A 24,652-nucleotide genomic window follows, 5' to 3' on the forward strand; every position below is an offset into this window, starting at 1 on the left:
TCATCCAGCTCACTATTTCCCCGTTTGGTAGTCAATTCCTATGGCCATCCTCCGCTTTAAAGCCTTAGAACTCGTTAATCAGCGCCGCCCCATTACCGTGGAGCCCGCCGCCGCCCGTCGCTCCGACAGCTTCGGGCAAAGCGTGTTCAACCTGGAAGCCATGCGGGCCACCATGCCCGGCGATTATTTCAAAAAGCTCCAGGCCGCCATCAAGCAGGGCGCTACCGTGGAGCGCAACGTGGCCGATGCCGTGGCTTCGGCCATGAAAACCTGGGCCATGGCCAAGGGTGCCACCCACTACACGCACTGGTTTCAGCCCCTGACCGGTGCTACCGCCGAAAAGCACGACTCGTTTTTCGACCTGAATTCGGACGGCCGGCCGATTGAAAACTTCAAGGGCTCGGCCCTCGTGCAGCAGGAGCCCGATGCCTCATCGTTCCCCAACGGCGGCATCCGCAACACGTTTGAGGCCCGCGGCTACACCGCCTGGGACCCTACTTCGCCCGCCTTCATCATCGAGACGGTAGGAGCCAAAACGCTCTGCATTCCCACAATTTTCGTGGCTTACACCGGCGAGGCGCTCGACTACAAAGCCCCGCTGCTGAAGTCGCTGGCACTGCTGGAAAAGTCGGCCTTGGATGTTTGCCACTATTTCGACAAAGACGTAAACCGCGTGAACACCACGCTCGGCATCGAGCAGGAGTACTTCCTGGTTGACAAAGCGTTGTACGATGCCCGCCCCGACCTGGTGATGACCGGCCGTACCCTGTTTGGGCACACGCCGGCCAAAGGCCAGCAGCTCGACGACCATTATTTCGGCTCGATTCCGGCCCGGGTGCATGGCTTCATGCTGGAGTTTGAGGAAGAGGCCAACCTGCTCGGTATTCCGCTGCGGACCCGTCACAACGAGGTGGCCCCCAATCAGTTTGAGTGCGCCCCCACGTTTGAGGATGCCAATCTGGCCGTGGACCACAACCAGCTGTTGATGGACGTGATGGCCCGCGTGGGTGAGCGCCACAACTTCAAAGTGCTGCTGCACGAGAAGCCTTTCGCCGGCGTGAATGGCAGCGGCAAGCACAACAACTGGGCAATGAGCACCGACACCGGCGTAAACCTGCTCGCACCCGGCCGCCGGCCCAAGGAAAACCTGCAATTTCTGGCCTTCCTCATCACCACCATCAAAGCGGTGCATCGCTACGCCGACTTGCTGCGTTCGAGCATCGCCTCGGCCAGCAACGACCACCGCCTGGGGGCCAACGAGGCCCCGCCGGCCATCATGTCGGTGTTCCTGGGTTCGATGCTGGACGGCGTACTCGACGAGCTGGAGCGCACCGCCAAGCTGCCGCTTGATAAGGGCGACAACATTTACCTGAAACTGGGCATCGACAAGATTCCGGCCATTCTGCTCGACAACACCGACCGTAACCGTACCTCGCCGTTCGCCTTCACCGGCAACAAATTCGAGCTGCGCGCCGTGGGTTCGTCGGCCAACTGCTCCTCGGCCATGACGGTGCTCAACACCATCGTCGCCGACCAACTCATTGACTTCAAGCAGTCGGTGGATGCACTCATTGAGCAGGGCAAGAAAAAAGAAGTGGCCATCGTGGAAATTCTCCGCGAGTATGTAATATCTTCGAAAAACATTCGTTTCGAAGGCAACGGTTACTCCGACGAGTGGAAGGAAGAAGCCGAAAAGCGTGGCCTCAGCAACATTGCCACCACGCCCCAGGCCCTGGATGCCCTTGTGCGGGAAGATGCGGCCGACCTGTTTGCCCGCCACGGCATCTTCTCGGAAATTGAGCTGCACGCCCGCCACGAAATCCTGCTGGAGGAATACCAGAAGAAAATCCAGATTGAAAGCCGCGTAATGGGCGATTTGGCCATCAACCACATCATCCCAACCGCGCTTTCGTACCAGACCAAACTGGTGAACAACGTGCGCGGCCTGCGCGAACTCGGCCTCGACGACGAGCACAGCCAGGTAACGCTGGAAATGATTAAAGCCATTTCCCGCTACGTTTCGACCATCAAAACCAACGCCGACGCCATGACGGAGGCGCGTAAGCAAGCCAACAAAATCGGAGACGCCCGCGCCCTGGCCGTAGCGTACTGCGAAGAAGTAAAACCAAAATTCGACCCCATCCGCCGCGCCGTTGATAAACTGGAGCAGATGGTGGCCGACGAGGACTGGCCTCTGGTGAAGTACCGCGAACTATTGTTCAGCCGGTAATTCGTCAGCGGACGGAATCGGGTCCGGTGTTGGGTGGGAATTCTCGCCGCGCCCCGGTTTTGAAAGAGCCATCTCGGGTGAGGTGGCTTTTTTTGGTAATCTCCCGCAATCGTTTGCAGTCAGGTTCTGCTTGGATTTTATTGTAGTATGCTGGTTGGTAGTGCTGCTAGGCTGTTTTAACAGGCTTGGTCACTGGCGCGGCCAGGAGCAATGGCAGGCGAGGCGTTAGCGCATCGTTGGCCTCATTGGCTACCACTTCGGCGCTGCTGCCGGGGTCGGGCACCAGCATCTTCCAGGTGGCGTTGCGCAGCTCATCGAGCTTGTCGAGGGCTTCGCTGATGGTGGGATTGGACTTCAGCTTATCGAATAAGCCGCTTTTGTTGCCTACAGAAATCAGCTTTTCAATCACGAAGGGCAGCACCCAGCCCACCACGTTAGAAGCCAGGGCACCGCGCAGGCCTAAACGTAGCAGCAGACGCACAGTCATTTGCTCGACGAGCAGGACGCGGGCGGCGGGCAGGGCTTTATCGGCCAGGAAATCGGCCACCAGCTTGAGGTTGCCTTTTTCCACTTCGGCCCGCAGTACGTCCTGCACGCTGTCGAGGGCGCGGGCGGCCAGCTGCCGGAACAGGCGGCCGGTTTGCCAGGCGGCCAGGCCGGTGAAGCGGGCGGCACCCAGCAGCGAGGGCAGAAAACGTGGTTTTTTCATGGGTTGAAGCAGAATATTGGGCGCTAAATCGCTCGGGTTAGGAACGCAACGCAGGCGGGTTTGGTTAGCCAGCCTGGTAAGCAAAGACGCGGTAACTACTGAATTTTACCGTTTTTACGGCAATTAGCTAACGCTTCCATTTGCTGCTTGTTACTTCGCTGCCCGTTAGTAGCGTTTTTTCCTTTGTATGTCTGATTTGCTGCTGGATATAAATTTACAACACCTGCCCGACGATTATTTTGGCGGGGAATGGCAGGTAGCCAACCGCGTGCTGAATCGCAACGACCCCGGCAGTCCGCTGGCGCTGGCCGACCGGTTGGTGCTCACCCCGGGCCAGTTGGAGGCCCGGCCAACCCCGCCCGGCCCCAGCCAGACGGGTAGCTGGGAGGTGATGCGCGATGAGCTGATGAACCGCCCGTACCTCAATTTTGAGCTGCCCGATGAAGCCACCCGTGCCTTGGTCACGCGGCTGCGCCGCTCGGCCGATGGCTTGCGCAGCCAGCTGAATCTGTATTTCGCCTCGGGCATGGAGATGCAGCTCGACCGCGCCTGATTCCCATTTCGAAAAGCTATTTCCGAACCCTCATTTCCCATTCGTTCGTGAGTATTTCCCCTTCTGTTAATCCGTTACCCGCTTCAGCATTTCCCGCAACTGCTGAAAATGGGTTGGTTGGCCCGGAGCAGTTTACGTTTCTGGCCGATTTAATTCCGCAGCTGGTCTGGATAACTGACCCTACCGGCTTTCATACCTATTTCAACCAGCGCTGGATTGATTATACCGGTTACACGCTGACCGACAGCGTGGGGCCGAATATGTGGAATAACCTGCTGCATCCCGACGACCAGGCCCGCGCCCGCCAAGTGTGGGGGCACTCGCTGGCTACTGGTGATGATTACGAGATTGAATACCGCTTCAAAGGCCAGGATGGTGCTTACCGCTGGTTTCTGGGCCAGGCAAGGCCCCGCCGCGACGAAGCTGGCAACATCATTGCCTGGTTTGGCACCTGCACCGATATTCAGGACCAGAAACAAGCCCAGCAAGCCCAACAGCTGCGCGAGGAAGAGTTTACCACCCTAGCCGATAACATGGCCCAGCTGGCTTGGATGGCAAAACCCGACGGCCACATTTACTGGTACAACCAGCGCTGGTACGACTATACCGGCACCACGCTGGAAGAAATGCAGGGCTGGGGCTGGGATAAAGTTCATCACCCTGACTATGTGGATGGGGTAGTGAAATTTGTGACCAATGCCTGGGCGGCTGGCGAGCCGTTTGAGGTTACATTTCCCTTGCGCGGCAACGACGGCCAGTACCGCTGGTTTCTGACGCGGGCCGAGCCGATTCGCAACGAGAAGGGTGAGCTGGCACGCTGGCTGGGTACCAACACCGATGTAACGGCCATGCGCGAACTCCAGCAGCAACTCGAAACCGCGTATTCCGACCTCGAAGCCAAGGTGATGTTCCGCACCCTGGATTTGGAGCGTGAAGTGAAACAGTTGCGCGAAGGCGCTGGAAAATAGCGTATTGCATAATTAAATATTGCTTAAAACGGCTCTTCGGAGCCGTTTTTCGTTAGTAGCCCTGGCACATATCAATTCATTGGGCGGCTCAGCTTGCCCCAGCACTATCTACTATATGAATGCCATTGTAATCCAGCGGGCCGGCGGCCCCGAGGTACTTCAGTTGCAACAGCAGCCCAGGCCGCAGCCAGCGGCACACGAAGTGCTCATCCGGGTACACGCCGCCGGCGTAAACCGTCCCGATGTGCTAATGCGCCAGGGCAAATATGCCGGCAGTGGCGACGTAGTCGGCACGGTGCCCGGCCTGGAAATAGCGGGCACCGTGGAAGCCAGCGGAGTCGATGTAACCCGCTGGCATTCCGGCGATGCCGTGTGCGTCCTGCTGCCCGCCGGAGGCTACGCCGAATACGCCGTGGTGGATGCCCGCCACTGCCTGCCAGTGCCGGCCGAGCTGAGCCTGACCGAAGCCGCCGCCCTGCCCGAAACGGTGTTTACGGTGTGGCACAACGTGTTTCAGCGCGGGGGCTTGCAGCCCGGCGAAACGCTGCTGGTGCATGGCGGCAGCAGCGGCATTGGCACTACGGCCATCCAACTGGCCAAGGCGCTGGGCAGCCGCGTGGCCATTACGGCCGGCGACGAGGCCAAGTGCGACGCCTGCCGCCAACTGGGAGCCGACTGGGCCATCAACTATAAAACCCAGGATTTTGAGGAGGTGCTGAAAGCCGAAGGCGTCGATGTGATTCTCGACATGGTTGGCGGCGACTACATCGCCAAAAACCTGCGCCTGCTGAAGGACGACGGCCGCCTGGTTTTCGTGAATGCCATGCAGGGCGGCAAGGGCGAATTCAACGCGCTGGAGGTGATGCGGCGGCGGCTGAGCATCACGGGCAGCACGCTGCGGCCCCGCTCGGCCGATTTCAAGGCAGCGCTGGCGGCGGCCGTGGAGGAGCATGTGTGGCCGCTGATTGCAGCCGGAAAATTCCGGCCGGTTATCTACGAAACCTTCCCGTTAACAGACGCGGCGGAGGCGCATAAACTGATGGAAAGCAGCGCGCATATTGGCAAAATTGTGCTTGAAGTTGGCTGAGCCTGAAAATAGAAAGCACGTCATGCTGAGCGCAATCGAAGCATCTCTACCGCTGAAGTAATCATTTACTATTGCAGTAGAGATGCTTCGATTGCGCTCAGCATGACGTTCTAATTAATCCTGTCCTGCTGGCTTACGCCCGTTTCCACTTGATGCCGCAGCCAATGGCCTTGGTTTCATTGGTGGTAGCGGGCTTGCCGGCCAGGATTTCCGTCAGCGCATTCTCGACGTATTTGGTTTTGGCCAGCTTGGCATCTTCTGAATTGTCATCGATGGCCCCGATGTAGGAAACCACGAAATCTGCATCCTTTTTGGTCAGAATATAGAGGTGCGGCGTGCGGGTCGCGCCGAAGGTTTTGGCTACTTGCTGGCTTTCATCAACGAGATAGGGGAAGGCGTATTTCTTGGTTTGCATGGCGGCGTAGGAGTCGCCAGGGGCCACGGCCGGGTCGTTGGGGTTGATGGCCACCACGGGGTAGCCCAGCGGGGCGTACTTGGTATTCAGGGCGATGATGCGGCTTTCGTAGGCTTTAGCGAAGGGGCAGGTATTGCAGGTGAAGACGACAATGTAGCCTTTGGCGGCTTTGTTATCGGCCAGCGACACCGTTTTGCCATCGATGTTTTTCAGCTTGAAATCAGCCGCTTTGTCACCCACTTTGTAACCCTCGGCCAGCGGGCGCAGGATGAAGCCGCTCAGCAGCACAAAGCAAAGGGCGAGAAGGGACAGGGTCTTTTTCATGGCGTGGGACGGTTACGGGTTGATATTGAAAGATAACAACTACTCAAATTTCTTCAGCGCCGCCGTGAGCTCAGCGGCTGAAAGCTCGCGTTCGAAGGCGACGCGCTGCTTGGTGTTGTTGTTGAAAATGAGCGTGAAGGGCAGGGCACCCGACCATTTTGCATCCACCTTGTCAATCCACTCGTTGGGGTCGGGCTCATTCAGCAGCAGCACTTCCGATTTCAGTCCGCGCTGCTTCACGAAGGGTTTCACCTTCTTATCGAGCTGCGAAGCGTAATCCAGACTCACGAGTAGCACCTTCACCTTTTGGCCGGCATTCGCCACGCGCAATTGCTCAAAATTGGGCAGTTCCTTCACGCACGGCCCGCACCAAGTGGCCCAGAAATTTACCACGTAGGTCGTGTCCGTGGGGCGCGCCAGGCGCTTTTGCAGCTCGGGAAACTTGAGCACGGCGACGTTTTGAGCGAACGCCGGAGCTGCCAGCAGCAAGCTGGCGCTGAGCAGCGCGGGTTTCGAAAGAAGCATAAGTAGCTGGGCCGGGAACATAGGCAGGGGGCACCTCCGTATCCTACCAGACAGCGAAGCGCAGCCAGAAGTTGCGGCTCAGCCACGTCACACCCCGCCCCGAACTGCTTTACCTTTGTGCTGCCGCGCAACTTTCGCCTGCTTCCCCCGGTTTTTTGCTCATGAACAAAACGTATTGCCCCAGCCTCACCGAATACAAGCGCCGCGTGGCCCGCGTGGTCAACATTGGCGGCGTGCCCATGGGCGGCGACTACCCCATCCGCGTGCAGAGTATGACCACCGTGGACACGATGGACACCATGGGCTCGGTGGAGCAGACCCTGCGCATGGTGGAGGCCGGCTGCGAGTACGTGCGCATCACCGCGCCCAGCATGAAGGAGGCCCAGAACCTGCTGGAAATCAAGAAGGAGCTACGCAAGCGCGGCTGCAACGTGCCACTCATCGCCGACATTCACTTCACGCCTAATGCCGCCGAGCTGGCCGCCCGCATCGTGGAGAAAGTGCGCGTGAACCCCGGCAACTACGCCGACAAAAAGAAATTCGAGGAGATTGAATACACCGACGCTACCTACGCGGCCGAGGTGGAGCGCATCCGCGAGCGGTTCCGGCCGCTGGTCCAGATTTGCAAGCAGCACGGCACGGCCATGCGTATTGGCACCAACCACGGCTCGCTGAGCGACCGGATTCTGAGCCGCTACGGCGATACCCCGTTGGGCATGGTGGAGTCGGCGCTGGAGTTTCTGCGTCTTTGCGAGGAAGAAAATTACTACGACGTGGTGCTGAGCATGAAGGCCAGCAACACCCAGGTGATGGTGCAGGCCTACCGTCTGCTGGTGCAAAAGCTCGACGAGGAAGGCCTGCAGCCCTACCCGCTGCACCTGGGCGTGACGGAGGCTGGCGAGGCCGAAGACGGCCGCATCAAGAGCGCCGTGGGCATCGGCACGCTGCTGGAGGACGGCCTGGGCGACACCGTACGCGTGAGCCTGACCGAGGCCCCCGAGGCCGAAGCCCCGGTGGCTCGCATGCTGATTGACCGCTACACAGCCCGCGCCGCCACGGCCCGGCCCATCAGGCCGCTGGTGGGCGCGGAGCCCATCAACCCGTTTCAGTATTTCCGCCGCCACACGCATGAGGTGGTTAATTTCGGGGGCCAGAACGTGCCGCGCGTAGTGGCCGATTTGTCGCGTCTGCCGCATCTCGAATACGCTGACCTGCGCGCCGCCGGCCACCTGTATTCGCCCTTCCTCGACAAGTTTCAGATGGGCGACCTCGGGGCCGACTATATCTACACCGGTGAGCGGCCCGTGCCCTACATGCTGCCCAACGGCCTGAAGGAAATCGTGACCTTCACCGCTTGGCGTGACGCCGGCCACCGCCCCGAGCACTACCCGCTGATGACGCCCGACGCTTACATAGCCACTACGCCCGCACAGCGCCACCCGCAGCTCAACTTCCTGCTGGCCGACCTGGCCGCGCTCACTTCCGAGCTACTCCAGCACCTGCGCATCGACCAAACAGTGGTACTGACCCTGGAAACCAGTAATGCCCACGCCATGCCGGAGCTGCGCCGGGCCTTCTTCGAGCTGATAAACGCTGGCATCACCTGCCCGGTGGCGGTGCGCCGCTGCTACACCGTAGAGAACCCCGCCCAAACGCAACTCGACGCCGCGACTGACGTGGGCGGCCTGCTCATCGACGGCCTCGGCGACGGCATCTCGCTCTGCACCGATGCCCTGCCCGCGCAGGAACAGGAAGCTTGGCTGCGCGACATCGACACGCTGAACCAGCTCTCGTTCGGCATCCTGCAAGCGGCCCGCACCCGAATGAGCAAAACCGAATACATCAGCTGCCCCAGCTGCGGCCGTACCCTGTTCGATTTGCAGGAAACCACGGCCATGATTCGCAAGCGCACCGACCACCTAAAGGGCATCAAAATCGGCATCATGGGCTGCATCGTGAACGGCCCCGGCGAAATGGCCGACGCCGACTACGGCTACGTAGGCGTGGGCAAGGGAAAAATTGCCCTCTACCGCGGCCAGGAAGTCATCAAGAAAGCCGTACCCGAAGAACGGGCAGTTGATGACTTGATTGAGCTCATGCGCGAGGATGGGCGGTGGATTGAGAAGGAGTTGTTGGGGGAGCCGGTTGGGGCATAATAGATTGCCTATATGCTTGATTTTTATTTAATCAAAGACGAAGAGCCTAACAGCTATTCTTTCACGCAGGAGGAGTATGCTGGTGGAATTAGAATGCTGGAGTTTGAGCAAGCACAATATGCTCGTATCATTGAACCACATCTAGATTTTTTTAAAGACTTCCGTTGGTCAAGTGAGCAAGCAAAGCAAAAGTTACAGCATGTTCAGGCCACTAAAAGCGAGCAATTTGCTGCTTTGCAGAAGATATTGCAGCGAGCAATAGAAATGAATTGTGGTGTGATGGCTGTTGCTGACTAAGGAGAAGCTACTTACACTTATCCTTACGCCGAGTGTCGATAATGTGCGCGATTTTCCAGCCATCGGCCAGCTTCACTAACTGAAAGGAGTCGTAGCCGCAGTGGCTAAATTTGCTGCCCAGATAAAACTCATACGGTGCCCACACGCTGGCCAAATTGGCATCAATTAACACCCGCTCGAACTGCACTCGCTCGTCCCAGACGGCGGGGTGGGGTGTGCCCACGGCCTTTAAAAAGCCATTGATGGACTCGATTTCCAGCGTGGGCGGCTGGCCGGGCTTGCCTCCAAAACCGTGGAAAACGGCCGCCTGGGCCAGCGTGCGGCGTACGGCAGTGCTGTCGCCGCGCCGCATGCCATCAAAAAAGGCGGTGACGGTTTGCTTCACAGCCTCCGTTTCGGAGGGGGCTTTTTGGGCGTGGGCGGCGGGCGTGGCGGCAGCCAGCAAGCCGGCAAACAGGAGAGAGGAAGGGATTTTGTGCATCGGGACAGCGTTGAGATGGCTAAAGGCGCGCCGTAGATGCACGGGTTGCGCAGCCGGCGGCGAGGCGAATGTAGCTTTGCGGGCGTATGGAAACAGCCGTTCACCGTGGTCCGCTGGCCACGCAGTTTGCCGATGAAGGATTTGCCGTGCTTCCCACTTTCTACGCGCCCGACGAAGTAGCCGCTTTGCTGCGCGTTGTGGAAAGCGCAGCGGGTAATGGTCCCAACTTTCGGCGCAGCCAGGAAGTATTTGCCATCCGGGAGTTGCTGGAAGAAGTTCCAGGCCTCTGGCCGCCGCTTTATTCAACCGCGCTACGTGAGCTGTTGGCCGGGCTGTTTCCGGCGGGCTGCCAGCTCGTGAAAGCCATTTATTTCGACAAGCCCGCCGGCTCGAACTGGCTCGTGCCCTGGCACCAGGACCTGATGATAAACGTAGACCAACGTGCTGACCTGCCTGGTTTCGGCCCCTGGACCAGTAAGACCGAAGGTATTTCCGTGCAGCCGCCGATGGCGGTGCTGGAAAACGTGGTGACTCTACGCATCCACCTCGACAACTGCGACGCCACTAACGGCGCGCTGAAAGTAGTGCCCGGCTCGCACCGACACGGCGTGGTGCCGGCCGCCGCCATTGCCAGCCACACGCCGAATGCCACCACCTGCGCCGTGCCCGCCGGCGGGGCCATGCTGATGAAGCCGCTGCTACTGCACGCTTCCAACCGCAGTACCAGCAACCGGTCGCGCCGGGTGATGCACTTGGAATTTGCCTCGGTGGAACTGCCGGCCGGGCTGGCCTGGCGCGAGCGGCGGGATTTGTAGCACATGCTTCGGCTTGCGCATCATTGGGTCCGGCTGCACAACGTTATAACCAGGCACAAGCTAAAGCAGGTGATACATGCCGCGTTGCAAATCTTTCTGGCCCGCCGGGTGTTACCTTAGCTACTCCCCAATCTGCTCTGATTATGAACGGCAAAAACCTCTTCAACTTCGGCCCGGTCCTCGGTTACTACTTCCGGAAAAATGACCCGAATCGCAAGTCCAACTTCAACATGAAGACCATGCACTTCATCAATAAGCTCAGCCTGGCGATGTTCCTGGTGTGCTTGGTGGTGATGCTGTTTCGTTACGTGCTGTAAGAAAATTCGGGATGAATATCGAGGATTTTCGCGATTACTGCCTGCTGAAAGCCGGCGTAACCGAAGAGACGCCCTTCGGCCCCGAAACGCTGGTGTTCAAAGTCGGCGGCAAAGTCTTCGCCCTGACCGATATCGATACCTTCGGCAGCATCAATCTGAAGTGCGACCCCGAGCGCGCCGCCGAGCTGCGCGAGGTCCACGACTATGTGCTGCCCGGCTACCACATGAATAAGAAGCACTGGAACACGGTGCTCATCGGCACCGGAATTCCTGGGGGCCAGTTGCGTGAGCTGATTAACCACTCGTATGACCTGGTGCGGGCTTCATTGCCAAAAGTCGTAAAAGCGGCGCTGGAAATGTAGCTTGGACGCTGCGAGTCTGAGCCGCGAGCGCAGCGAGCATACGGAACTGGACGAATCCATACGCAAGATGCTCGCTGTGCTCGCGGCTCGGACTTGCAGCGTCCAAGCTACGTGTGCTACTGCCCGACCAGGAAAACCGCGTTGCCAAACATCAGTTTGCCGCCCTGCCAGAAGGCGCGGAACAGCGGGTTATCACCTAAATAAACCACCGAGCCGCGGCCTAAATCCTGGGTGCCGACCACGAACGTGTCGCTAAGCTCCTTGCGGGCTTTGGTGCCGGTGAAACCGGCGGAATAGCTGTCCTTCTTGATGACGCCCACGTTCCAGCCTCCTTTACCCAGGAAGCTGTAGTTGAGCGGATTGCGGACCAGCGCAAAATAGGTGTCGCCGTAGCCGAAGGCCAGCGGGTGGGTGTTGTCGAGCTGCACGCGGTAGATGCTGCCCTGCACGGCATCCTCGGCTTCCTCGCGCTCGGCGTCGCCGTAGCGGCGCAGCAGGCGGTAGGGGTTGGCCTTGAGGTCTTTTTTGATGGCGGTGGAATCGGCGGTTTTGGGCTTGAGCAGGAAATCCTTTTTGCCGGACAGGAATTTGGCCGCGCCTTCCAGCGCGATGAGGCGGCCGCCGTCACGCACCCAGGCTTTGAGGCTTTCGAGGTTACGGTCGTTGTACACGTCGCCGTAGCCGCCGCCGTTAGGCAGGATGAGCACGTTGTATTTATTAAGCGAAACGCGGCTGAGGTAGTCGGTGCCGAGTACCGTGAGCGGGTAGCCCAGTTGCTGTTCGAAGAAGTGCCACACCTCACCGAAAGCCGTGGCATCCACGCCGGGGCCAGCTACTACGGCCACGGTGGGCTGCTTCACAAAATGCACCGAGTTGGAGCCCAGGTCGCGTCCCGTAGTCGAAAAGCCTGATTTTACGGCCATAACCGTGGTGCCGGCCGAGTCGGCCTGGGCGCGCACCAGCTGGTCGAACCGCGCCCCGAGGCCTTCGTTGCCGGTGCGGGTGATGATGAGCGTGCCGGGCGCGTACTGCTGGCCTTCCGACTCGAAGGCCTTTTCGGCGTAGCGCACTTTCACTTTTTGTTGCAGCAGGCGGCTAAGGAAGCGCACGTCCTGCAAAGAGTTCCAGCGGGCGAGGTAGGCGTAAGGGCGGTCGGCCGTAGCGGCGCTACCCTTCACGCTGGCGGTGGCGGTCGCGCCAGTTGAGGCATCGAGGCGGCCGGCCACGGCGTAGGATTTCAGGCCGAAGGCGTAGGGCAGCGCCCAGGAGGTGATGTCATAGGTGAGCGAATCTTCGAGCTGGGACTTGGGCTCGAACAGCACCTTCACCAGCGTCGATTTGGGCTGATACATGCTGATAACCACGTCGCGGGGCTCAATGGTGACGTCGCCGGTTTTGCCGCTGGTGTAGCTGAAGCCGCGCGTTTTGGTACGCTTGAGGGCGTAGCCATACCGAATCTGGTTGCGGTCGAGGTACTGGGTGAAGGCGCGGAGCTGGCCGGGGTCGTTGCCGGCCGCCATCACGTAGCTCTTGAACTCGCCCTGGGGCTTGCTGGTGGCGTTGGCGAAGTAGCTCTGGAACTCGCGTAGCAGGTCGTCGTGCCGCTCGGCGGTGGCCTGGATGGTAGCGCGGCTGGCCGCGTGGTGGTGCGCGATGCGCTGGGCCAGCGTCAGGGTGTCGCCGTCGAGGCGGGCGTACGCCACGCCGGCGGGGCCGCCGCCGCCCTGCTCATACGTCATGCCAATGGCCCCGTTGAAGCTGGGCCAGGTGTCGCCGTAGGTGGGGGCGTAGAGGTCGTAGACTTCGCGGGTGAAATACAGCCAGTTGTTCTTGTCGAAGGCCACTTTGTTGTAATCGCCCAGCACGCCCTGAAACTTGCGCTGCCAGGCCGTGAGGTCGGCGTGGTAGGGCTTGGCGGCGGGCGAGAAGTAGTAGGTGTTGTTCGGCCCCATCTCGTGGAAATCGGCGTGTACTTCGGGCAGCCACTGGTTGTAGAGGGCGATGCGCTGCTTGGTTTCCTGCTGGGTTTGCCAGGCCCAGTCGCGGTTCAGGTCGAAATAGTAGTGGTTGAAGCGGCCGCCGGGCCAGGGCTCGTGGTGTTCCCAGGAATCGGGGCCGGCGTTGCCTGACTGGTTGCGGACGCGGTTGTACCAGTTCACGTACCGGTCGTGGCCGTCGGGGTTGATGCAGGGGTCGACGATGACGACGGTGTTATTGAGCCAGTCCTGCATCTGCTGGTCCTGCGGGTTGGCCAGGTCGTAAAGCACCTGCATCACGGCTTCGGAGCTCACGGCTTCGTTGCCGTGTACGTTGTAGCTCAGCCAGCACACGCCGGGCATTTGGCGTTGGCCGCTGCCGCTTTCAAGGCCAGCGAGGCGCAGATTGTTGTGGCGCACGTCTTCGAGCTTTCCGAATGTTTCGGCGCTGGCAATCTGCACCACTTCGAGCGGGCGCTTCTCGTAGGTGCTGCCGTAGCGCACAAGCTTCATGCGGCCGGGTGCGTGGGCGGTGATGTGGGCCACGTAGCGCAGCAGGTCGGCGTGGGGCGTGAACTGCGCTCCGAGCTTGTAGCCGAGGAACTGCTCGGGCGTGAGCAGCGGGCCGGAGGCATCGGTGGTTTGGGCGCGGGCGGCGAAGCTGACTGATAGGAGTATAGCCAGTAGTCCAAGAAGCCGTCGTCCAGAAGTAAAAAGATGCATTAGAAAGTAGGATGAAATGCCAATGTTGTTGTGTGCAAAGATGAAGTACACTTCTCGTCTATGAGTCCCAGCGGGGCGGCATAGCAGTAGTAAGCAACGCAAAAAGAATGAAAAAGCCCCAGCGGGGCGACACTCGTTCAACGAATGCCGCCCCGCTGGGGCTTGCCAACAGTTTCAGCAGGGATTTACACCACCACGTTCACCATCCGCCCCGGCACCACAATCACCTTCTTCGCCGACTTGCCTTCGCCGTGCTTCGCCAGGAAATCCGACGCCAGCACGGCGGTTTCAATCTCGGCGGCGGTGGCGGCGGCGGCAAACTGCATCTGCTCGCGCACCTTGCCGTTGATGGCCAGCGGGTAGGTCACGGTGTCTTCCACAAGGAATTCTTCGCGGAACTCGGGGTAGCTGGCCGTGGAGATGCTGCCGGCCGCGTGGCCCAGCTCCTGCCACAGCTCCTCGGCCAAGTGCGGGGCGTACGGGCTCACCAGCAGCACCAGCGGCTCCAGAATAGCGCGCTTGTGGCACTTGAAGGCCGTGAGCTCGTTCACGGTAATCATGAACAGGCTGACGGAGGTGTTGAAGCTGAACTTCTCGATGTCTTCCTGGGCCTTTTGGATGGCGCGGTGCAGCACCTTGAGCTCGGCCGGGGTGGCGGCCTCGTCGGTTACGGCCAGGGGGCCGTCTTCGGGGTGGAAGAGGCGCCAGAGCTTCTTTAGGAAGCCGCTCACGCCGCTGATGCCGTTGGTGTTCCAGGGCTTGTACTGCTCCAGCGGGCCGAGGAACATCTCGTAGAGGCGCAGCGCGTCCGCGCCGTATTTGCCAATCAAGTCATTCGGATTAATGACATTGAATTTGGCTTTCGACATTTTTTCAACTTCCCAGCCGCTTACGTACGTGCCGTTGTCTTCCGTAATGAATTCGGCATCGCTGTAATCAGGCCGCCATTTCCGGAAGGCTTCCATGTCGAGAATGTCATTCTCCAGAATGCTCACATCGACGTGCAAAGCGGTGGTTTCGTACTGGTCTTTCTTGCCCAGCGTCACGAATTTATTGGTGCCGTTGATGCGATACACGAAATTCGACCGGCCCAATATCATCCCCTGATTAATCAGTTTCTGAAATGGCTCGCCGCTGCTGACGAGGCCCAAATCCTTTAGGAACAGGTACCAGAACCGGGCGTAGAGCAGGTGGCCGGTGGCGTGCTCAGCCCCGCCCATGTAGAGGTCCACGCTGCCCCAGTAGTGCTCGGCTTCCTCCGATACGAAGCGGGCTTCGTTGGTGGGGTCCATGTAGCGGAGGTAGTACCACGACGAGCCCGCCCAGCCGGGCATGGTGCTCAGCTCGTAGGGGTATTTATCCTTATAGAGCCAGTTTTGGGCGCGGCCGAGGGGCGGCTCGCCGGTTTCGGTGGGCTTGTACTCGTCGATTTCGGGTAGCACCAGCGGCAGGTCGCTTTCGGCGATGCCATACGCGGTGCCGTCCTTGTAGTAAATCGGAATGGGCTCGCCCCAGTAGCGCTGGCGGCCGAAAATGGCGTCGCGCTGGCGGAAATTCACCTTGCCTTTGCCCAGGCCCTTTTCTTCGAGGAAGGCGATGAGCTTGGGCGTGGCTTCTTTGTAGGTGAGGCCGTTGATGATGCCGGAATTGATGTAGCGGCCTTCCTTGGTGGGGTCGGCCTGCTGGTCGAGGCCCTGCTGGGCGTCGGAAATGGCGGGGATGGGTAGGTTGAAGTGCTGGGCGAAGAGGTAGTCGCGCTGGTCGCCGCTGGGCACGGCCATCACCGCGCCGGTGCCGTAGCCGGCCAGCACGTAGTCGGCCAGCCAGATGGGCACGGGCTCGTTATTCACCGGGTTCAGGGCGTAAGCCCCGGTGAACACGCCGGACACGGCCTTTACGTCGGTCAGGCGGTCGCGCTCCGAGCGGCGCTTGGTGGCGGCGATGTACTCGTCCACGGCGGCGCGCTGGGCGGGTGTGGTGAGTTCATCCACCAGCTCATGTTCAGGAGCCAGCACCAGGAATGTGGCCCCGTAAATGGTGTCGACGCGCGTAGTATAGACCTTTATTTGGGCGGTTTCGGAGCCTTGCACCGGGAACGTCACTTCGGCCCCAATGCTCTTGCCAATCCAGTTGCGCTGCATCTCCTTCACGGCATCGGGCCAGTCGAGTTGGTCGAGACCGAGTAAGAGGCGGTCGGCGTAGGCGGTGATGCGCAGGTTCCACTGGGGCATGAGGCGGCGCTCGACGGGGAATCCTCCCCGCTCGCTCAGGCCGTCTTTCACTTCATCATTGCTCAGCACCGTGCCCAGGCCAGGGCACCAGTTCACGTAGGTGTCCTGCTGGTAGGCGAGGCGGTAGGGGAGCACGGCGGCCAGCTTCTGCTTTTCACTGAACAATTGCCATTGGCCGGCCGAAAAGCTGAGGCGGTCGCCGTCGTCGCCGGCGGCGCGGATGCCGTCGCTGCCGGTGGCGGCAAAGCGGGCGGTGAGGTCGGTGAGGGGCTCGGCCTTATTGGTATCGAGGTTGTACCAGGAGTTGAACAGCTTGAAGAAAATCCACTGCGTCCACTTGTAGTAAGAGGCGTCGGAAGTCCGCACTTCGCGGTTCCAGTCGTAGCTGAAACCGAGGCTGCTGAGCTGCTGTACGTAGGTTTCAATGTTCTTATCGGTGGTAAGCGCGGGGTGCTGGCCGGTCTGGATGGCGTACTGCTCGGCGGGTAGACCGAAGGAGTCGAAGCCCATGGGATGCAGCACGTTGAAGCCGCGCAGGCGCTTGTAGCGCGTCACGATATCGGAGGCAATGTAGCCCAGCGGGTGCCCTACGTGCAGGCCCGCCCCGGAGGGGTACGGGAACATGTCGAGCACGTAGTACTTGGGCTTCTCGGAGTGGTTCTGGGTCTGGAACGTGTGGTGCTGTTTCCAGTGGGCCTGCCACTTCTTTTCAATTTCTTCGGGACGGTATGCGGGCATCTTGCGCGGAGTTTATTCCGGGCAAAGGTAGGACGTAGCGTAAGTAGCGCGAACTTTGTAGTTCGCGTCCCCGCGCATTTCGCCAGTCGTTCACGCGGCTTGAACGGCGCGGGGACGCGAACTACAAAGTTCGCGCTACTGTCGTGCGGCTTTCCGTATTGTTGTCATGGCCCGCATCCCCAAAGAATTAGTTGACCAGATTATCCAGACCGCCGACATCGTGGAAGTCGTCGGCGACTTTGTGCAGCTCAAGCGCAAAGGTCAGAATCTGTGGGCCCCGTGTCCGTTCCACAACGAGAAGTCGCCGTCGTTTTCGGTAAATCCGGCCAAGTCGCTCTATAAGTGCTTCGGCTGCGGCAAGGCCGGCGGCGTGGTGCAGTTCGTGATGGATGTGGAAGGAACCAGCTACGTGGAGGCCCTGAAATACCTGGCCAAAAAGTACGCCATCACCATTGAGGAGGAAGAACGCACGCCCCAGCAACAGCTGGAGCAGAACGAGCGCGACTCCCAATTCATCGTCTCCGACTTCGCCAAAAACCACTTCCACCGCCTGCTGCTCAACTCCGAGGAGGGCATGAGCATCGGCTATGGCTACCTTAAAGAGCGCGGCCTGAACCTGAGCACCATCCAGACCTTCGAGCTGGGCTACTCCCTCGATAGCTGGGACGACCTGATGAAAGCCGCCGAAACGGCCGGCTACGACAAGAAATACCTGGAAAAAACCGGCCTGACGGTCATCCGCACCGACGACCAGGGCAAGGACACCGGCCGACGCTACGACCGGTTCCGGGGCCGCGTGATGTTCCCGATTCACAACATCAGCGGCCGGGTGGTGGGCTTTGGGGCGCGCACGCTGAAGCGCGACGACAAGATGGCGAAGTACCTGAACTCGCCCGAGTCGGAGATTTACCACAAGTCGGACGTGCTGTATGGCCTGTTCCAGGCCCGGCAGGCTATTCGCACGCAGGAGGTTTGCTATCTGGTCGAAGGCTACTTGGACGTGCTTTCGCTGTTTCAGGGCGGGATTAAAAACGTGGTGGCTTCGTCGGGTACTTCGCTTACCGAAGGGCAAATCCGGCTCATTAAGCGGTATTCCGACAACGTGACGGTGCTGTACGATGGCGACGCGGCCGGCATCAAGGCCTCGCTACGCGGCACGGATTTGCTGCTCGAAGGCGGCCTGAATGTGCGCGTGGTGCTGTTTCCCGACGGCGACGACCCCGACAGCTACATCCGCAAAGTGGGCGACCAGCGCTTCACCGAGTACATCGAAACCCAGAGCCAGGACTTCATCTCCTTCAAAACCACGCTCGTGGCCCGCGAGGCCAGCAACGACCCGGTGAAGAAGGCCGAAGCCATCCGCGACGTGCTGCACAGCATCGCCAAAGTGCCCGACGCCATCAAGCGCCAGGTGTTTTTGCAGCAGACCTCGGCCACGTTCGGCATCGATGAGCAGGTGCTCATCACGGAGTATAACAAGCTGGTGAAGTCGCCCGCTAAGCCCGGCGGCTCCGGTGATAACCGGGGCAACTACGGCCAGGGCGCAGGCAGTGCCAACAGCGGCTATCCGCCCAGCTCCAACCCGCGCTCAGCCCCGCCTGCCCGCCCAATGACGGACGAGGAGGAGGCCGAAATGATGATGTACGGCGGGGCCGAAGCCACCGTGGAAATCCTGGGCGCGGGCGCTTCGTTTCAGTCGGGACCCAGCAAAACGGACCGGGAAGACGACACGCCCGACATGCTCCAGGTCTGCGAGCGTGAGGTTCTGCGCCTGCTCGTCCTCTATTCCGGTCGCGAAATTGAGCCCGAGGTGAGCGTGGCCGGCTACCTCATGGGCCAGCTCGGCGAAAACCCGCTCACCCGGCCGCTCTACGCCGAAATGTGGGAAATCTGCCGGCAGGAGCTGCTGGCCGGCCGCTTCCCCGATGCCCGCCTGCTGGCCCAGAACGAGCGCGAGGACATCCGCCAGCTCATCACCGACCTGGCCACCGAGCGCTACGAAATCAGCCCCAACTGGCGCACCAAGGAAATCTACGTCTTCAACGAAGTGGACCTGCCCCAGCTGGCCTGCGACAACGCCGTGCTGCGCCTCAACAAGGTCCACGTCCAGCGCGAGCTTGACCAGTGCCTCGAAAAGCTGCGCCATCCAATTGAAGACGCCGAAATGTTCGAAATTCTCGGCGACATCAAGCGCCTCAAGGAGCTGGATAACGAGCTGGCGGCGCTACTGGGAACCGTGGTAGCGCGGGGCACCTGAGTAGTCGTTACGAATGAAAAAGAACGTCATGCTGAGCGCAGCCGAAGCATCTCTACCGCAATAGCAAATAATTACTTCAGCGGTAGAGATGCTTCGGCTGCGCTCAGCATGACGTTCTTTGCTCCTCTATTTGCCTACCTGATTAATGCTCCAGCGCCTCAACATCAACCGCCTGATTCTGGCCGTCATTCTCACCGTGTCGAGTATGATTATTGGCATGGTCGGCTTCACCTACATTGAGCATTACAGCCCTGTCGATGCGTTTTACATGACGGTGACGACCATTTCCACGGTGGGCTATGGCGAGCTGCACACCTTCTCGGAAGCCGGCCGGCTGTTTGTTTCCATCTATATCCTCTACAATCTGGTAGTGGTGGCCTACCTCGTGTCGGTTTTCTCTTCCTTTATCTTTGACGGCGAGCTGCGCAAAATTTATAGAATGATAAAAACCGACCAGGAGATAAAGCGTTTCAGCGGCCACGTTATCGTGTGCGGGTTTGGCCGCAATGGCCGCCGGGCCTACCAGGAGCTGCGGGCCAGCGGGGCCCGCGTGGTGGTGATTGAATCCAACCAGGACCTGATGAAAAGCATCACCGAAGGCCATACCGGCGAGGATTACGACGGCGACGGTGTGCCCGGTGGCAGCATCTTCACGGTTTTCGGTGATGCTACCAACGACATTATCCTCAAGCAGGCCGGAGTGGAGCGCGCCTCGGCCCTCATTACGTCCCTGCCCAAGGATGCCGACAATGTGTTTGTGGCTCTCTCGGCCCGCGCCCTCAACCCGCGCATGAAAATCATCGCCCGCGCCTCGCTCAAAACATCGGAAAGCAAGCTCATTTCGGCCGGGGCCGACTCGGTGGTCATGCCCGACGAAATCGGGGGCTCACACATGGCCAAGCTGGTGGTGCGCCCCGAAGTTATCCGCTTTCTGGATTTGATTTCGGGCCTCAGCGCCGACAAATTGCGCCTCGAAGAAATGACGTTTCAGCAAATCCGCAGCGATTTGCACGGCCGCACTATCCGCGAGCTCGACGTGCGCTCCATCACGGGGGCCACCATCATCGGCCTGCGCCAAGCCGATGGCTCCCTACTGGTGAGCCCGCCCGTGGACTATGTGCCCAAAGCCGGCGACGTGCTGCTGGTGCTCGGCAGCGAGGAGCAGATTGAAAACTTCGAAGTGCGCTTCCGGCAACTGTAATTGAGTTAGGAGTTATGAGTTAAAAGTTGGTGTAACGCCAACCGACCTGACAAAAACCCATAACTCCTAACGCTCAACTCATAACTCACCCAAGTGCATATTCTGCAACTCTGCCCGCGCGTTCCTTTCCCGCTTACTACCGGCGGGGCCATTGCCATGTATGATGTGGCGGCGGGTCTGGTGCAGGCCGGCCACCGCGTCACGATGCTGGCCATCAACACGCCCAAGCACCACCAGCCGGCCGATGCGTTGGACCATCTGGGACCGAACTTCCGGCTGGTGACGGTGGATGTGAATACGGATATTACGCCGCTGCACGCCCTGAAAAACCTGCTGCTGAGCCGCCAGCCCTACATCGTGGAGCGGTTCATCAGCCCGGCGGTGGGAAAGAAGCTGGTGGAAATTCTCGAAAATGAAACGGTGGACGTGGTGCAGTTTGAGGGCACGTTTGCCGCATGGTACGCCGAGTTTCTGGGTCGCCGCGAAAGCGCCGGCCTGCGCGTGCCGCCGCTGGTGCTGCGCGCCCACAACCTGGAGCACACCATCTGGCACATGCTGGCCGGGCGCGAGCCGAACCCGCTCAAGCGCTTCTACCTGCGCGATATGGCCGCCCGGCTGGAACGCTTCGAGCGCCGCCACCTGGCCCAGTTCGATGCCGTGGCCGCCATTACCGGCGACGATGCCCGGCGGCTGCAAGCCCTGGGCTGCCCCGAGCCGGTGGTGTTTATCCCCGCCGGTGTCGATTTCACCCGCTTCCAGGCTGACCCCGCCATCAAGCCCCGGCCGCGCACGCTGTTCATGATTGGCTCGCTGAACTGGCTGCCTAATCTGGAGGGCCTGCACTGGCTGCTGCGCGAAATCTGGCCCACCATTCACGCCGAAATGCCTGATGTGGAGCTGCACATTGCCGGCAGCGGCACGCCGGAGGAACTGCTACGCCCGCGCACCGACAACGTCTTTGTCCATGGTTTTGTGGAGTCGGCCCCGGCCTTTATGCAGCAATATGAGTTGATGCTGGTGCCGCTGCTCAGCGGGGGCGGCATGCGCATCAAAATCATAGAAGCAATGGCCCTGGGCAAGGCCGTGCTGAGCACCACGCTGGGCGCGGAAGGCATTGCCGTGCGCGACGGCCACGACATCGTGCTGCGCGACACCGCCGCCGAGTGGCTGGACGCGCTCCGGGCCTGGGGCCGCCAGGAAGTGCCCGTGGCCGCCATCGGCGCAGCTGCCGCCCACACCGCCACCCACGTCTACGACCGCCGCCGGGTAACCGGGCAGTTCGTGGGCTTATACGAGCGGCTGCGGCCGGTTCCGGCCGCATGATGATGGCCGCGCTCCTGCTGGTGTTTTGGGGCTGCCTGCTGCTGGTGGCGCATACCTACGTGCTGTTTCCGGTGCTGCTGGGCCGGCTGGCCCGGGGCCGCCGCCAAAACCCGGACGTGTACCCGGCCGGCGCGCCCGACCTGCCGGCCGTGGATATTCTGCTGGCCGCGCACAACGAGGAAGCCGTAATTGAAGAGAAAATTCGCACCACGTTCGCCACTACCTACCCGCTCGACCGGCTGCGGCTGCTGGTGGGCTCCGATAATTCGTCGGACCAGACCAATGCCCTGCTGGCCGCGTTGGCCCAAAAACACCCGCAGCTGCAATTCGAAGCCTACGGCCAGCGCACCGGCAAGCCCGGCGTGATTGACCGCCTGGCCCGCCAGGCCACCGCTCCCGTACTGGTGCTCACGGATGCGAATGTGTTTTTCGCCCCTGATACCTTGTTTGAGCTGGTCAAGCATTTCCACAATCCGGCTATTGGCCTGGTGGGCGGCAATATTCTCAATCCCGACCACCGGGCTGAAGGGATTTCGGGTCAGGAAAAAGCCTACCTGGAGCGCGAGAACCGGATGAAATACCAGGAAGGCATGGTGTGGGGCGCGATGATGGGCGCGTTCGGCGGCTGCTTCGCGGTGCGGCGCGCCTGCTACCACCCGGCCCCGGCCGAGTTCTTGGTCGACGACTTTTACATCACCATGGCCGTGCTGCGCGATGGCTACCAGGCCATCAACGAGCTGGACGCCATTTGCTACGAGGACGTTTCGGACCATCTGCCCGAGGAGTTCCGGCGGAAGGCGCGCATTTCGGCCGGTAATTTTCAGAACCTGCGCGAGTTCCGCCGGCTGCTGTGGCCGCCGTGGCGCGGGGTGGCGTTTGCGTGGTGGTCGCACAAGGTGCTGCGCTGGCTCACGCCGCAATTGCTGCTGCTGCTGCTGGCCGCCACGGTGGGGCTGGTGGCGCACGGGGCGGGCTGGTTCTTTCAGCTGGCGCTGGCCGGGCAGCTGGGCCTGCCGCTGCTGCTGCTGCTCGATGCCGCGCTGCAACGCACCGGCCGGCACCCCCGGCTGCTGCGCTTCATCACGCACTTTTATAGCATGAACGCGGCCCTGCTGCTGGGCTACTGGCGCTACCTGCGGGGCATTAAAACCACCGTTTGGCAGCCCACGCAGCGCTTTCAGCAGGCGAAGTAATGTAGCGCGAACTTTTCGTTCGCGTCCCGTTCGGGTTGCCGTTGAGGACGCGAACGAAAAGTTCGCGCTACGGGGCGCGCGGCCAGCCGGGGCTAACTTTGTACCGGCCCTCGCTGTTATGGGCCGAAATACCCCACCCCATGCTTGACTCCATCGAATCCGCCATTGCCGACATCCGGGCTGGCAAAGTTGTTATCGTCGTTGACGACGAAGACCGTGAAAACGAGGGCGACTTTATCTGCGCGGCCGCCTGCGCTACGCCCGAAATTATCAATTTCATGGCCACCCACGGCCGGGGCTTGGTGTGCGCTTCGCTACCCGAAGAGCGCTGCGAAGCCCTAGGCCTCGACCTGATGGTGGGCACCAACACGGCCCTGCACGCCACGCCCTTCACGGTGTCGGTCGATTTGCTGAAGAACGGGGTGACCACCGGCATTTCGGCTTCGGACCGTAGCAAGACCATTCTGGCCCTCATCGACCCCACCACCAAGCCAGAGGAGCTGGGCAAGCCGGGCCATATTTTTCCCCTCAAGGCCCGCAAGGAAGGCGTGCTGCGCCGCGCCGGCCACACCGAGGCGGCCGTGGACCTGGCCCGCCTGGCTGGGCTGGCCCCGGCCGGGGTGCTGGTGGAGATTCTGAAAGAAGACGGCGAGATGGCCCGTCTGCCCGACCTCGAAATCGTGGCCAAAAAGTGGGGCCTAAAACTGGTTTCGGTGCAGGACCTCATCAAGTACCGCCTCGCTACCGAAAGCCTGATTACCCGCGAAATCTCGGTGCGAATGCCCACCGAGGACGGCGATTTCGACCTCTACGCCTTCACCCAGAACTCGAACGGGGCCAAGCATCTGGCCCTGGTGAAGGGCGATATCAGCGGGCCGGAGCCGGTGCTGGTGCGCGTGCATAGCTCCTGCGTGACGGGCGACATCTTCGGCTCGTGCCGCTGCGACTGCGGCCCGCAGCTGCGCCAGGCCATGCGTCAGATTGAGCGCGAAGGCCGCGGCGTCATCGTGTACATGAACCAGGAGGGCCGGGGCATCGGCCTGCTCAACAAGCTCAAAGCCTACAAGCTCCAGGAGCAGGGCCGCGACACGGTGGAAGCCAACGAGGACTTGGGTTTCAAGGGCGACGAGCGCGACTACGGCGTGGGCGCGAGCATGCTGCGCGACCTCGGCGTGAAGCAGATGCGCCTGCTCACCAACAACCCCAAGAAGCGCACCGGACTCATCGGCTACGGCCTCGAAATCGTAGAAACGCTGCCCATCGAAATCGACGCGAACCCGCATAACGAAGCTTATCTGACCACGAAGCGCGATAAGATGGGGCATACCATTATGAACGTGGTGCCGGTGGAAACGCCGGCGGCGTAAGGCAGTAACGCGGACTTTGTAGTCCGCGAGTCCAATGATTCCACTCGCGGACTACAAAGTCCGCGCTACATGAAGGCCGGCCGCAACGCCGGCCTTTTGCGTGGGTGGCCGGGCGCTGGCAACAAGTCGTGGATGAGAGGCAACAAGTGGTGGCTAAGGCCCGGCAAGTCGTAGATGAACGCCGGCAAGCAGTGGTTAAGGTCCGGCAAAGACTGGCGAGGCGCAGGCAAGGAGCGGAAGGGCTCTGGTAAGCCTTGGAACCGCGCCGGCAAGTCGGGGATGGTGCCCGGCAAGGGCCGGAGCGGGGGCGGCAAGGGCTGGAACCGGGCAGGCAAGCGGCCGGCCGTCGGCCCGCAGGCTGGAACCGGGCGGGCGGAGCGGCCGTCCCGAAAAATAAAAGCTAC

20 protein-coding genes are annotated in these 24,652 nt (G+C 60.7%); 14 read left to right on the forward strand and 6 right to left on the reverse strand.

From position 1 onward, the window contains the following. Positions 1 to 40: 40 nt before the first annotated feature. Positions 41 to 2,230: a glutamine synthetase III family protein gene (locus ACVWYF_RS00420; RefSeq protein ID WP_457063558.1), complete on the forward strand. Its 2,190-nt coding sequence runs from the start codon at positions 41 to 43 to the stop codon at positions 2,228 to 2,230. Positions 2,231 to 2,396: 166 nt separating this feature from the next. On the opposite strand, the gene ACVWYF_RS00425 is transcribed toward ACVWYF_RS00420, so the two are convergent. Next, complete coding sequence (locus tag ACVWYF_RS00425) at positions 2,397 to 2,939, reverse strand: hypothetical protein (RefSeq protein WP_457063559.1); 543 nt, start codon at positions 2,937 to 2,939, stop codon at positions 2,397 to 2,399. Between the two features lie 187 nt (positions 2,940 to 3,126). Between ACVWYF_RS00425 and ACVWYF_RS00430 the strand changes: the two genes are divergently transcribed. The 3 genes from ACVWYF_RS00430 (at position 3,127) to ACVWYF_RS00440 (ending at position 5,547) form a co-directional block, all read left to right on the forward strand. Further along, complete coding sequence (locus tag ACVWYF_RS00430; RefSeq protein WP_457063560.1) at positions 3,127 to 3,492, forward strand: hypothetical protein; 366 nt, start codon at positions 3,127 to 3,129, stop codon at positions 3,490 to 3,492. 47 nt (positions 3,493 to 3,539) lie between these two features. Beyond that, a complete protein-coding gene (locus tag ACVWYF_RS00435; protein WP_457063561.1) occupies positions 3,540 to 4,460 on the forward strand; it encodes a PAS domain-containing protein in 921 nt (306 codons plus the stop codon). A gap of 115 nt (positions 4,461 to 4,575) precedes the next feature. Further along, positions 4,576 to 5,547 (forward strand): NAD(P)H-quinone oxidoreductase, encoded by a 972-nt coding sequence (locus ACVWYF_RS00440; protein WP_457063562.1) that lies wholly within the window; start codon positions 4,576 to 4,578, stop codon positions 5,545 to 5,547. A gap of 133 nt (positions 5,548 to 5,680) precedes the next feature. Here ACVWYF_RS00440 and ACVWYF_RS00445 read toward each other — a convergent pair whose 3' ends face one another. Next, on the reverse strand, positions 5,681 to 6,286 hold the full coding sequence (locus tag ACVWYF_RS00445; RefSeq protein ID WP_457063563.1) for a thioredoxin family protein: 606 nt from the start codon (positions 6,284 to 6,286) through the stop codon (positions 5,681 to 5,683). A 39-nt stretch (positions 6,287 to 6,325) separates the two neighbouring features. Further along, positions 6,326 to 6,811 (reverse strand): TlpA disulfide reductase family protein, encoded by a 486-nt coding sequence (locus ACVWYF_RS00450; RefSeq protein ID WP_457063564.1) that lies wholly within the window; start codon positions 6,809 to 6,811, stop codon positions 6,326 to 6,328. 161 nt (positions 6,812 to 6,972) lie between these two features. On the opposite strand from ACVWYF_RS00450, the gene ispG reads away from it, so the two are divergent. Together ispG and ACVWYF_RS00460 are read left to right on the forward strand one after the other, a co-directional pair. Beyond that, a complete protein-coding gene (gene ispG / locus ACVWYF_RS00455) occupies positions 6,973 to 8,967 on the forward strand; it encodes a (E)-4-hydroxy-3-methylbut-2-enyl-diphosphate synthase (RefSeq protein ID WP_457063565.1) in 1,995 nt (664 codons plus the stop codon). A gap of 12 nt (positions 8,968 to 8,979) precedes the next feature. Then, positions 8,980 to 9,264, forward strand: a complete 285-nt coding sequence (locus ACVWYF_RS00460) for a hypothetical protein (protein WP_457063566.1) — start codon at positions 8,980 to 8,982, stop codon at positions 9,262 to 9,264. A gap of 7 nt (positions 9,265 to 9,271) precedes the next feature. Here ACVWYF_RS00460 and ACVWYF_RS00465 read toward each other — a convergent pair whose 3' ends face one another. Further along, positions 9,272 to 9,745: a nuclear transport factor 2 family protein gene (locus tag ACVWYF_RS00465; RefSeq protein ID WP_457063567.1), complete on the reverse strand. Its 474-nt coding sequence runs from the start codon at positions 9,743 to 9,745 to the stop codon at positions 9,272 to 9,274. Positions 9,746 to 9,831: 86 nt separating this feature from the next. On the opposite strand from ACVWYF_RS00465, the gene ACVWYF_RS00470 reads away from it, so the two are divergent. From ACVWYF_RS00470 to ACVWYF_RS00480, 3 genes are all read left to right on the forward strand, one after another. Then, positions 9,832 to 10,560 carry a phytanoyl-CoA dioxygenase family protein gene (locus ACVWYF_RS00470; protein ID WP_457063568.1) on the forward strand — a complete coding sequence of 243 codons (729 nt, stop codon included), beginning with the start codon at positions 9,832 to 9,834 and terminating at the stop codon, positions 10,558 to 10,560. A gap of 143 nt (positions 10,561 to 10,703) precedes the next feature. Continuing rightward, positions 10,704 to 10,877: a DUF6728 family protein gene (locus tag ACVWYF_RS00475; protein WP_457063569.1), complete on the forward strand. Its 174-nt coding sequence runs from the start codon at positions 10,704 to 10,706 to the stop codon at positions 10,875 to 10,877. 11 nt (positions 10,878 to 10,888) lie between these two features. Further along, positions 10,889 to 11,239 carry an MmcQ/YjbR family DNA-binding protein gene (locus ACVWYF_RS00480; RefSeq protein ID WP_457063570.1) on the forward strand — a complete coding sequence of 117 codons (351 nt, stop codon included), beginning with the start codon at positions 10,889 to 10,891 and terminating at the stop codon, positions 11,237 to 11,239. Positions 11,240 to 11,355: 116 nt separating this feature from the next. Here ACVWYF_RS00480 and ACVWYF_RS00485 read toward each other — a convergent pair whose 3' ends face one another. Both ACVWYF_RS00485 and leuS read right to left on the reverse strand, forming a co-directional pair. Beyond that, positions 11,356 to 13,938, reverse strand: a complete 2,583-nt coding sequence (locus ACVWYF_RS00485; protein ID WP_457063571.1) for a M14 family metallopeptidase — start codon at positions 13,936 to 13,938, stop codon at positions 11,356 to 11,358. 185 nt (positions 13,939 to 14,123) lie between these two features. Then, positions 14,124 to 16,907 (reverse strand): leucine--tRNA ligase, encoded by a 2,784-nt coding sequence (gene leuS / locus ACVWYF_RS00490; protein WP_457063572.1) that lies wholly within the window; start codon positions 16,905 to 16,907, stop codon positions 14,124 to 14,126. 166 nt (positions 16,908 to 17,073) lie between these two features. Here leuS and dnaG point away from each other — a divergent pair, with 166 nt between their 5' ends. The 5 genes from dnaG to ACVWYF_RS00515 all read left to right on the forward strand — a co-directional run bounded on the left by dnaG (position 17,074) and on the right by ACVWYF_RS00515 (position 24,248). After that, positions 17,074 to 19,164 carry a DNA primase gene (gene dnaG, locus ACVWYF_RS00495; protein ID WP_457063573.1) on the forward strand — a complete coding sequence of 697 codons (2,091 nt, stop codon included), beginning with the start codon at positions 17,074 to 17,076 and terminating at the stop codon, positions 19,162 to 19,164. 145 nt (positions 19,165 to 19,309) lie between these two features. Continuing rightward, complete coding sequence (locus ACVWYF_RS00500; RefSeq protein WP_457063574.1) at positions 19,310 to 20,365, forward strand: potassium channel family protein; 1,056 nt, start codon at positions 19,310 to 19,312, stop codon at positions 20,363 to 20,365. A gap of 93 nt (positions 20,366 to 20,458) precedes the next feature. Next, positions 20,459 to 21,688 carry a glycosyltransferase family 4 protein gene (locus ACVWYF_RS00505; protein ID WP_457063575.1) on the forward strand — a complete coding sequence of 410 codons (1,230 nt, stop codon included), beginning with the start codon at positions 20,459 to 20,461 and terminating at the stop codon, positions 21,686 to 21,688. Beyond that, positions 21,688 to 22,881, forward strand: coding sequence for a glycosyltransferase (locus ACVWYF_RS00510; RefSeq protein ID WP_457063576.1), 1,194 nt, complete (start codon positions 21,688 to 21,690; stop codon positions 22,879 to 22,881). The genes ACVWYF_RS00505 and ACVWYF_RS00510 overlap by 1 nt, the downstream gene beginning before the upstream one ends. 140 nt (positions 22,882 to 23,021) lie before the next feature. Beyond that, complete coding sequence (locus ACVWYF_RS00515) at positions 23,022 to 24,248, forward strand: bifunctional 3,4-dihydroxy-2-butanone-4-phosphate synthase/GTP cyclohydrolase II (protein WP_457063577.1); 1,227 nt, start codon at positions 23,022 to 23,024, stop codon at positions 24,246 to 24,248. Positions 24,249 to 24,652 lie beyond the last annotated feature (404 nt).

This window comes from Hymenobacter sp. UYAg731, from assembly GCF_054061335.1.

What these genes read in the sequence shown, in the direction of transcription:
- ACVWYF_RS00445 (WP_457063563.1), bottom strand. Translation starts at nt 6,286, where the DNA reads ATGAAAAAGACCCTGTCCCTTCTCGCCCTTTGCTTTGTGCTGCTGAGC.
- ACVWYF_RS00515 (WP_457063577.1), top strand. Translation starts at nt 23,022, where the DNA reads ATGCTTGACTCCATCGAATCCGCCATTGCCGACATCCGGGCTGGCAAA.
- ACVWYF_RS00460 (WP_457063566.1), top strand. Translation starts at nt 8,980, where the DNA reads ATGCTTGATTTTTATTTAATCAAAGACGAAGAGCCTAACAGCTATTCT.
- ACVWYF_RS00475 (WP_457063569.1), top strand. Translation starts at nt 10,704, where the DNA reads ATGAACGGCAAAAACCTCTTCAACTTCGGCCCGGTCCTCGGTTACTAC.
- ACVWYF_RS00430 (WP_457063560.1), top strand. Translation starts at nt 3,127, where the DNA reads ATGTCTGATTTGCTGCTGGATATAAATTTACAACACCTGCCCGACGAT.
- ACVWYF_RS00450 (WP_457063564.1), bottom strand. Translation starts at nt 6,811, where the DNA reads ATGCTTCTTTCGAAACCCGCGCTGCTCAGCGCCAGCTTGCTGCTGGCA.
- ACVWYF_RS00470 (WP_457063568.1), top strand. Translation starts at nt 9,832, where the DNA reads ATGGAAACAGCCGTTCACCGTGGTCCGCTGGCCACGCAGTTTGCCGAT.
- ACVWYF_RS00425 (WP_457063559.1), bottom strand. Translation starts at nt 2,939, where the DNA reads ATGAAAAAACCACGTTTTCTGCCCTCGCTGCTGGGTGCCGCCCGCTTC.
- leuS (WP_457063572.1), bottom strand. Translation starts at nt 16,907, where the DNA reads ATGCCCGCATACCGTCCCGAAGAAATTGAAAAGAAGTGGCAGGCCCAC.
- ACVWYF_RS00485 (WP_457063571.1), bottom strand. Translation starts at nt 13,938, where the DNA reads ATGCATCTTTTTACTTCTGGACGACGGCTTCTTGGACTACTGGCTATA.
- ACVWYF_RS00510 (WP_457063576.1), top strand. Translation starts at nt 21,688, where the DNA reads ATGATGGCCGCGCTCCTGCTGGTGTTTTGGGGCTGCCTGCTGCTGGTG.
- dnaG (WP_457063573.1), top strand. Translation starts at nt 17,074, where the DNA reads ATGGCCCGCATCCCCAAAGAATTAGTTGACCAGATTATCCAGACCGCC.
- ACVWYF_RS00420 (WP_457063558.1), top strand. Translation starts at nt 41, where the DNA reads ATGGCCATCCTCCGCTTTAAAGCCTTAGAACTCGTTAATCAGCGCCGC.
- ispG (WP_457063565.1), top strand. Translation starts at nt 6,973, where the DNA reads ATGAACAAAACGTATTGCCCCAGCCTCACCGAATACAAGCGCCGCGTG.
- ACVWYF_RS00480 (WP_457063570.1), top strand. Translation starts at nt 10,889, where the DNA reads ATGAATATCGAGGATTTTCGCGATTACTGCCTGCTGAAAGCCGGCGTA.
- ACVWYF_RS00465 (WP_457063567.1), bottom strand. Translation starts at nt 9,745, where the DNA reads ATGCACAAAATCCCTTCCTCTCTCCTGTTTGCCGGCTTGCTGGCTGCC.
- ACVWYF_RS00440 (WP_457063562.1), top strand. Translation starts at nt 4,576, where the DNA reads ATGAATGCCATTGTAATCCAGCGGGCCGGCGGCCCCGAGGTACTTCAG.
- ACVWYF_RS00500 (WP_457063574.1), top strand. Translation starts at nt 19,310, where the DNA reads ATGCTCCAGCGCCTCAACATCAACCGCCTGATTCTGGCCGTCATTCTC.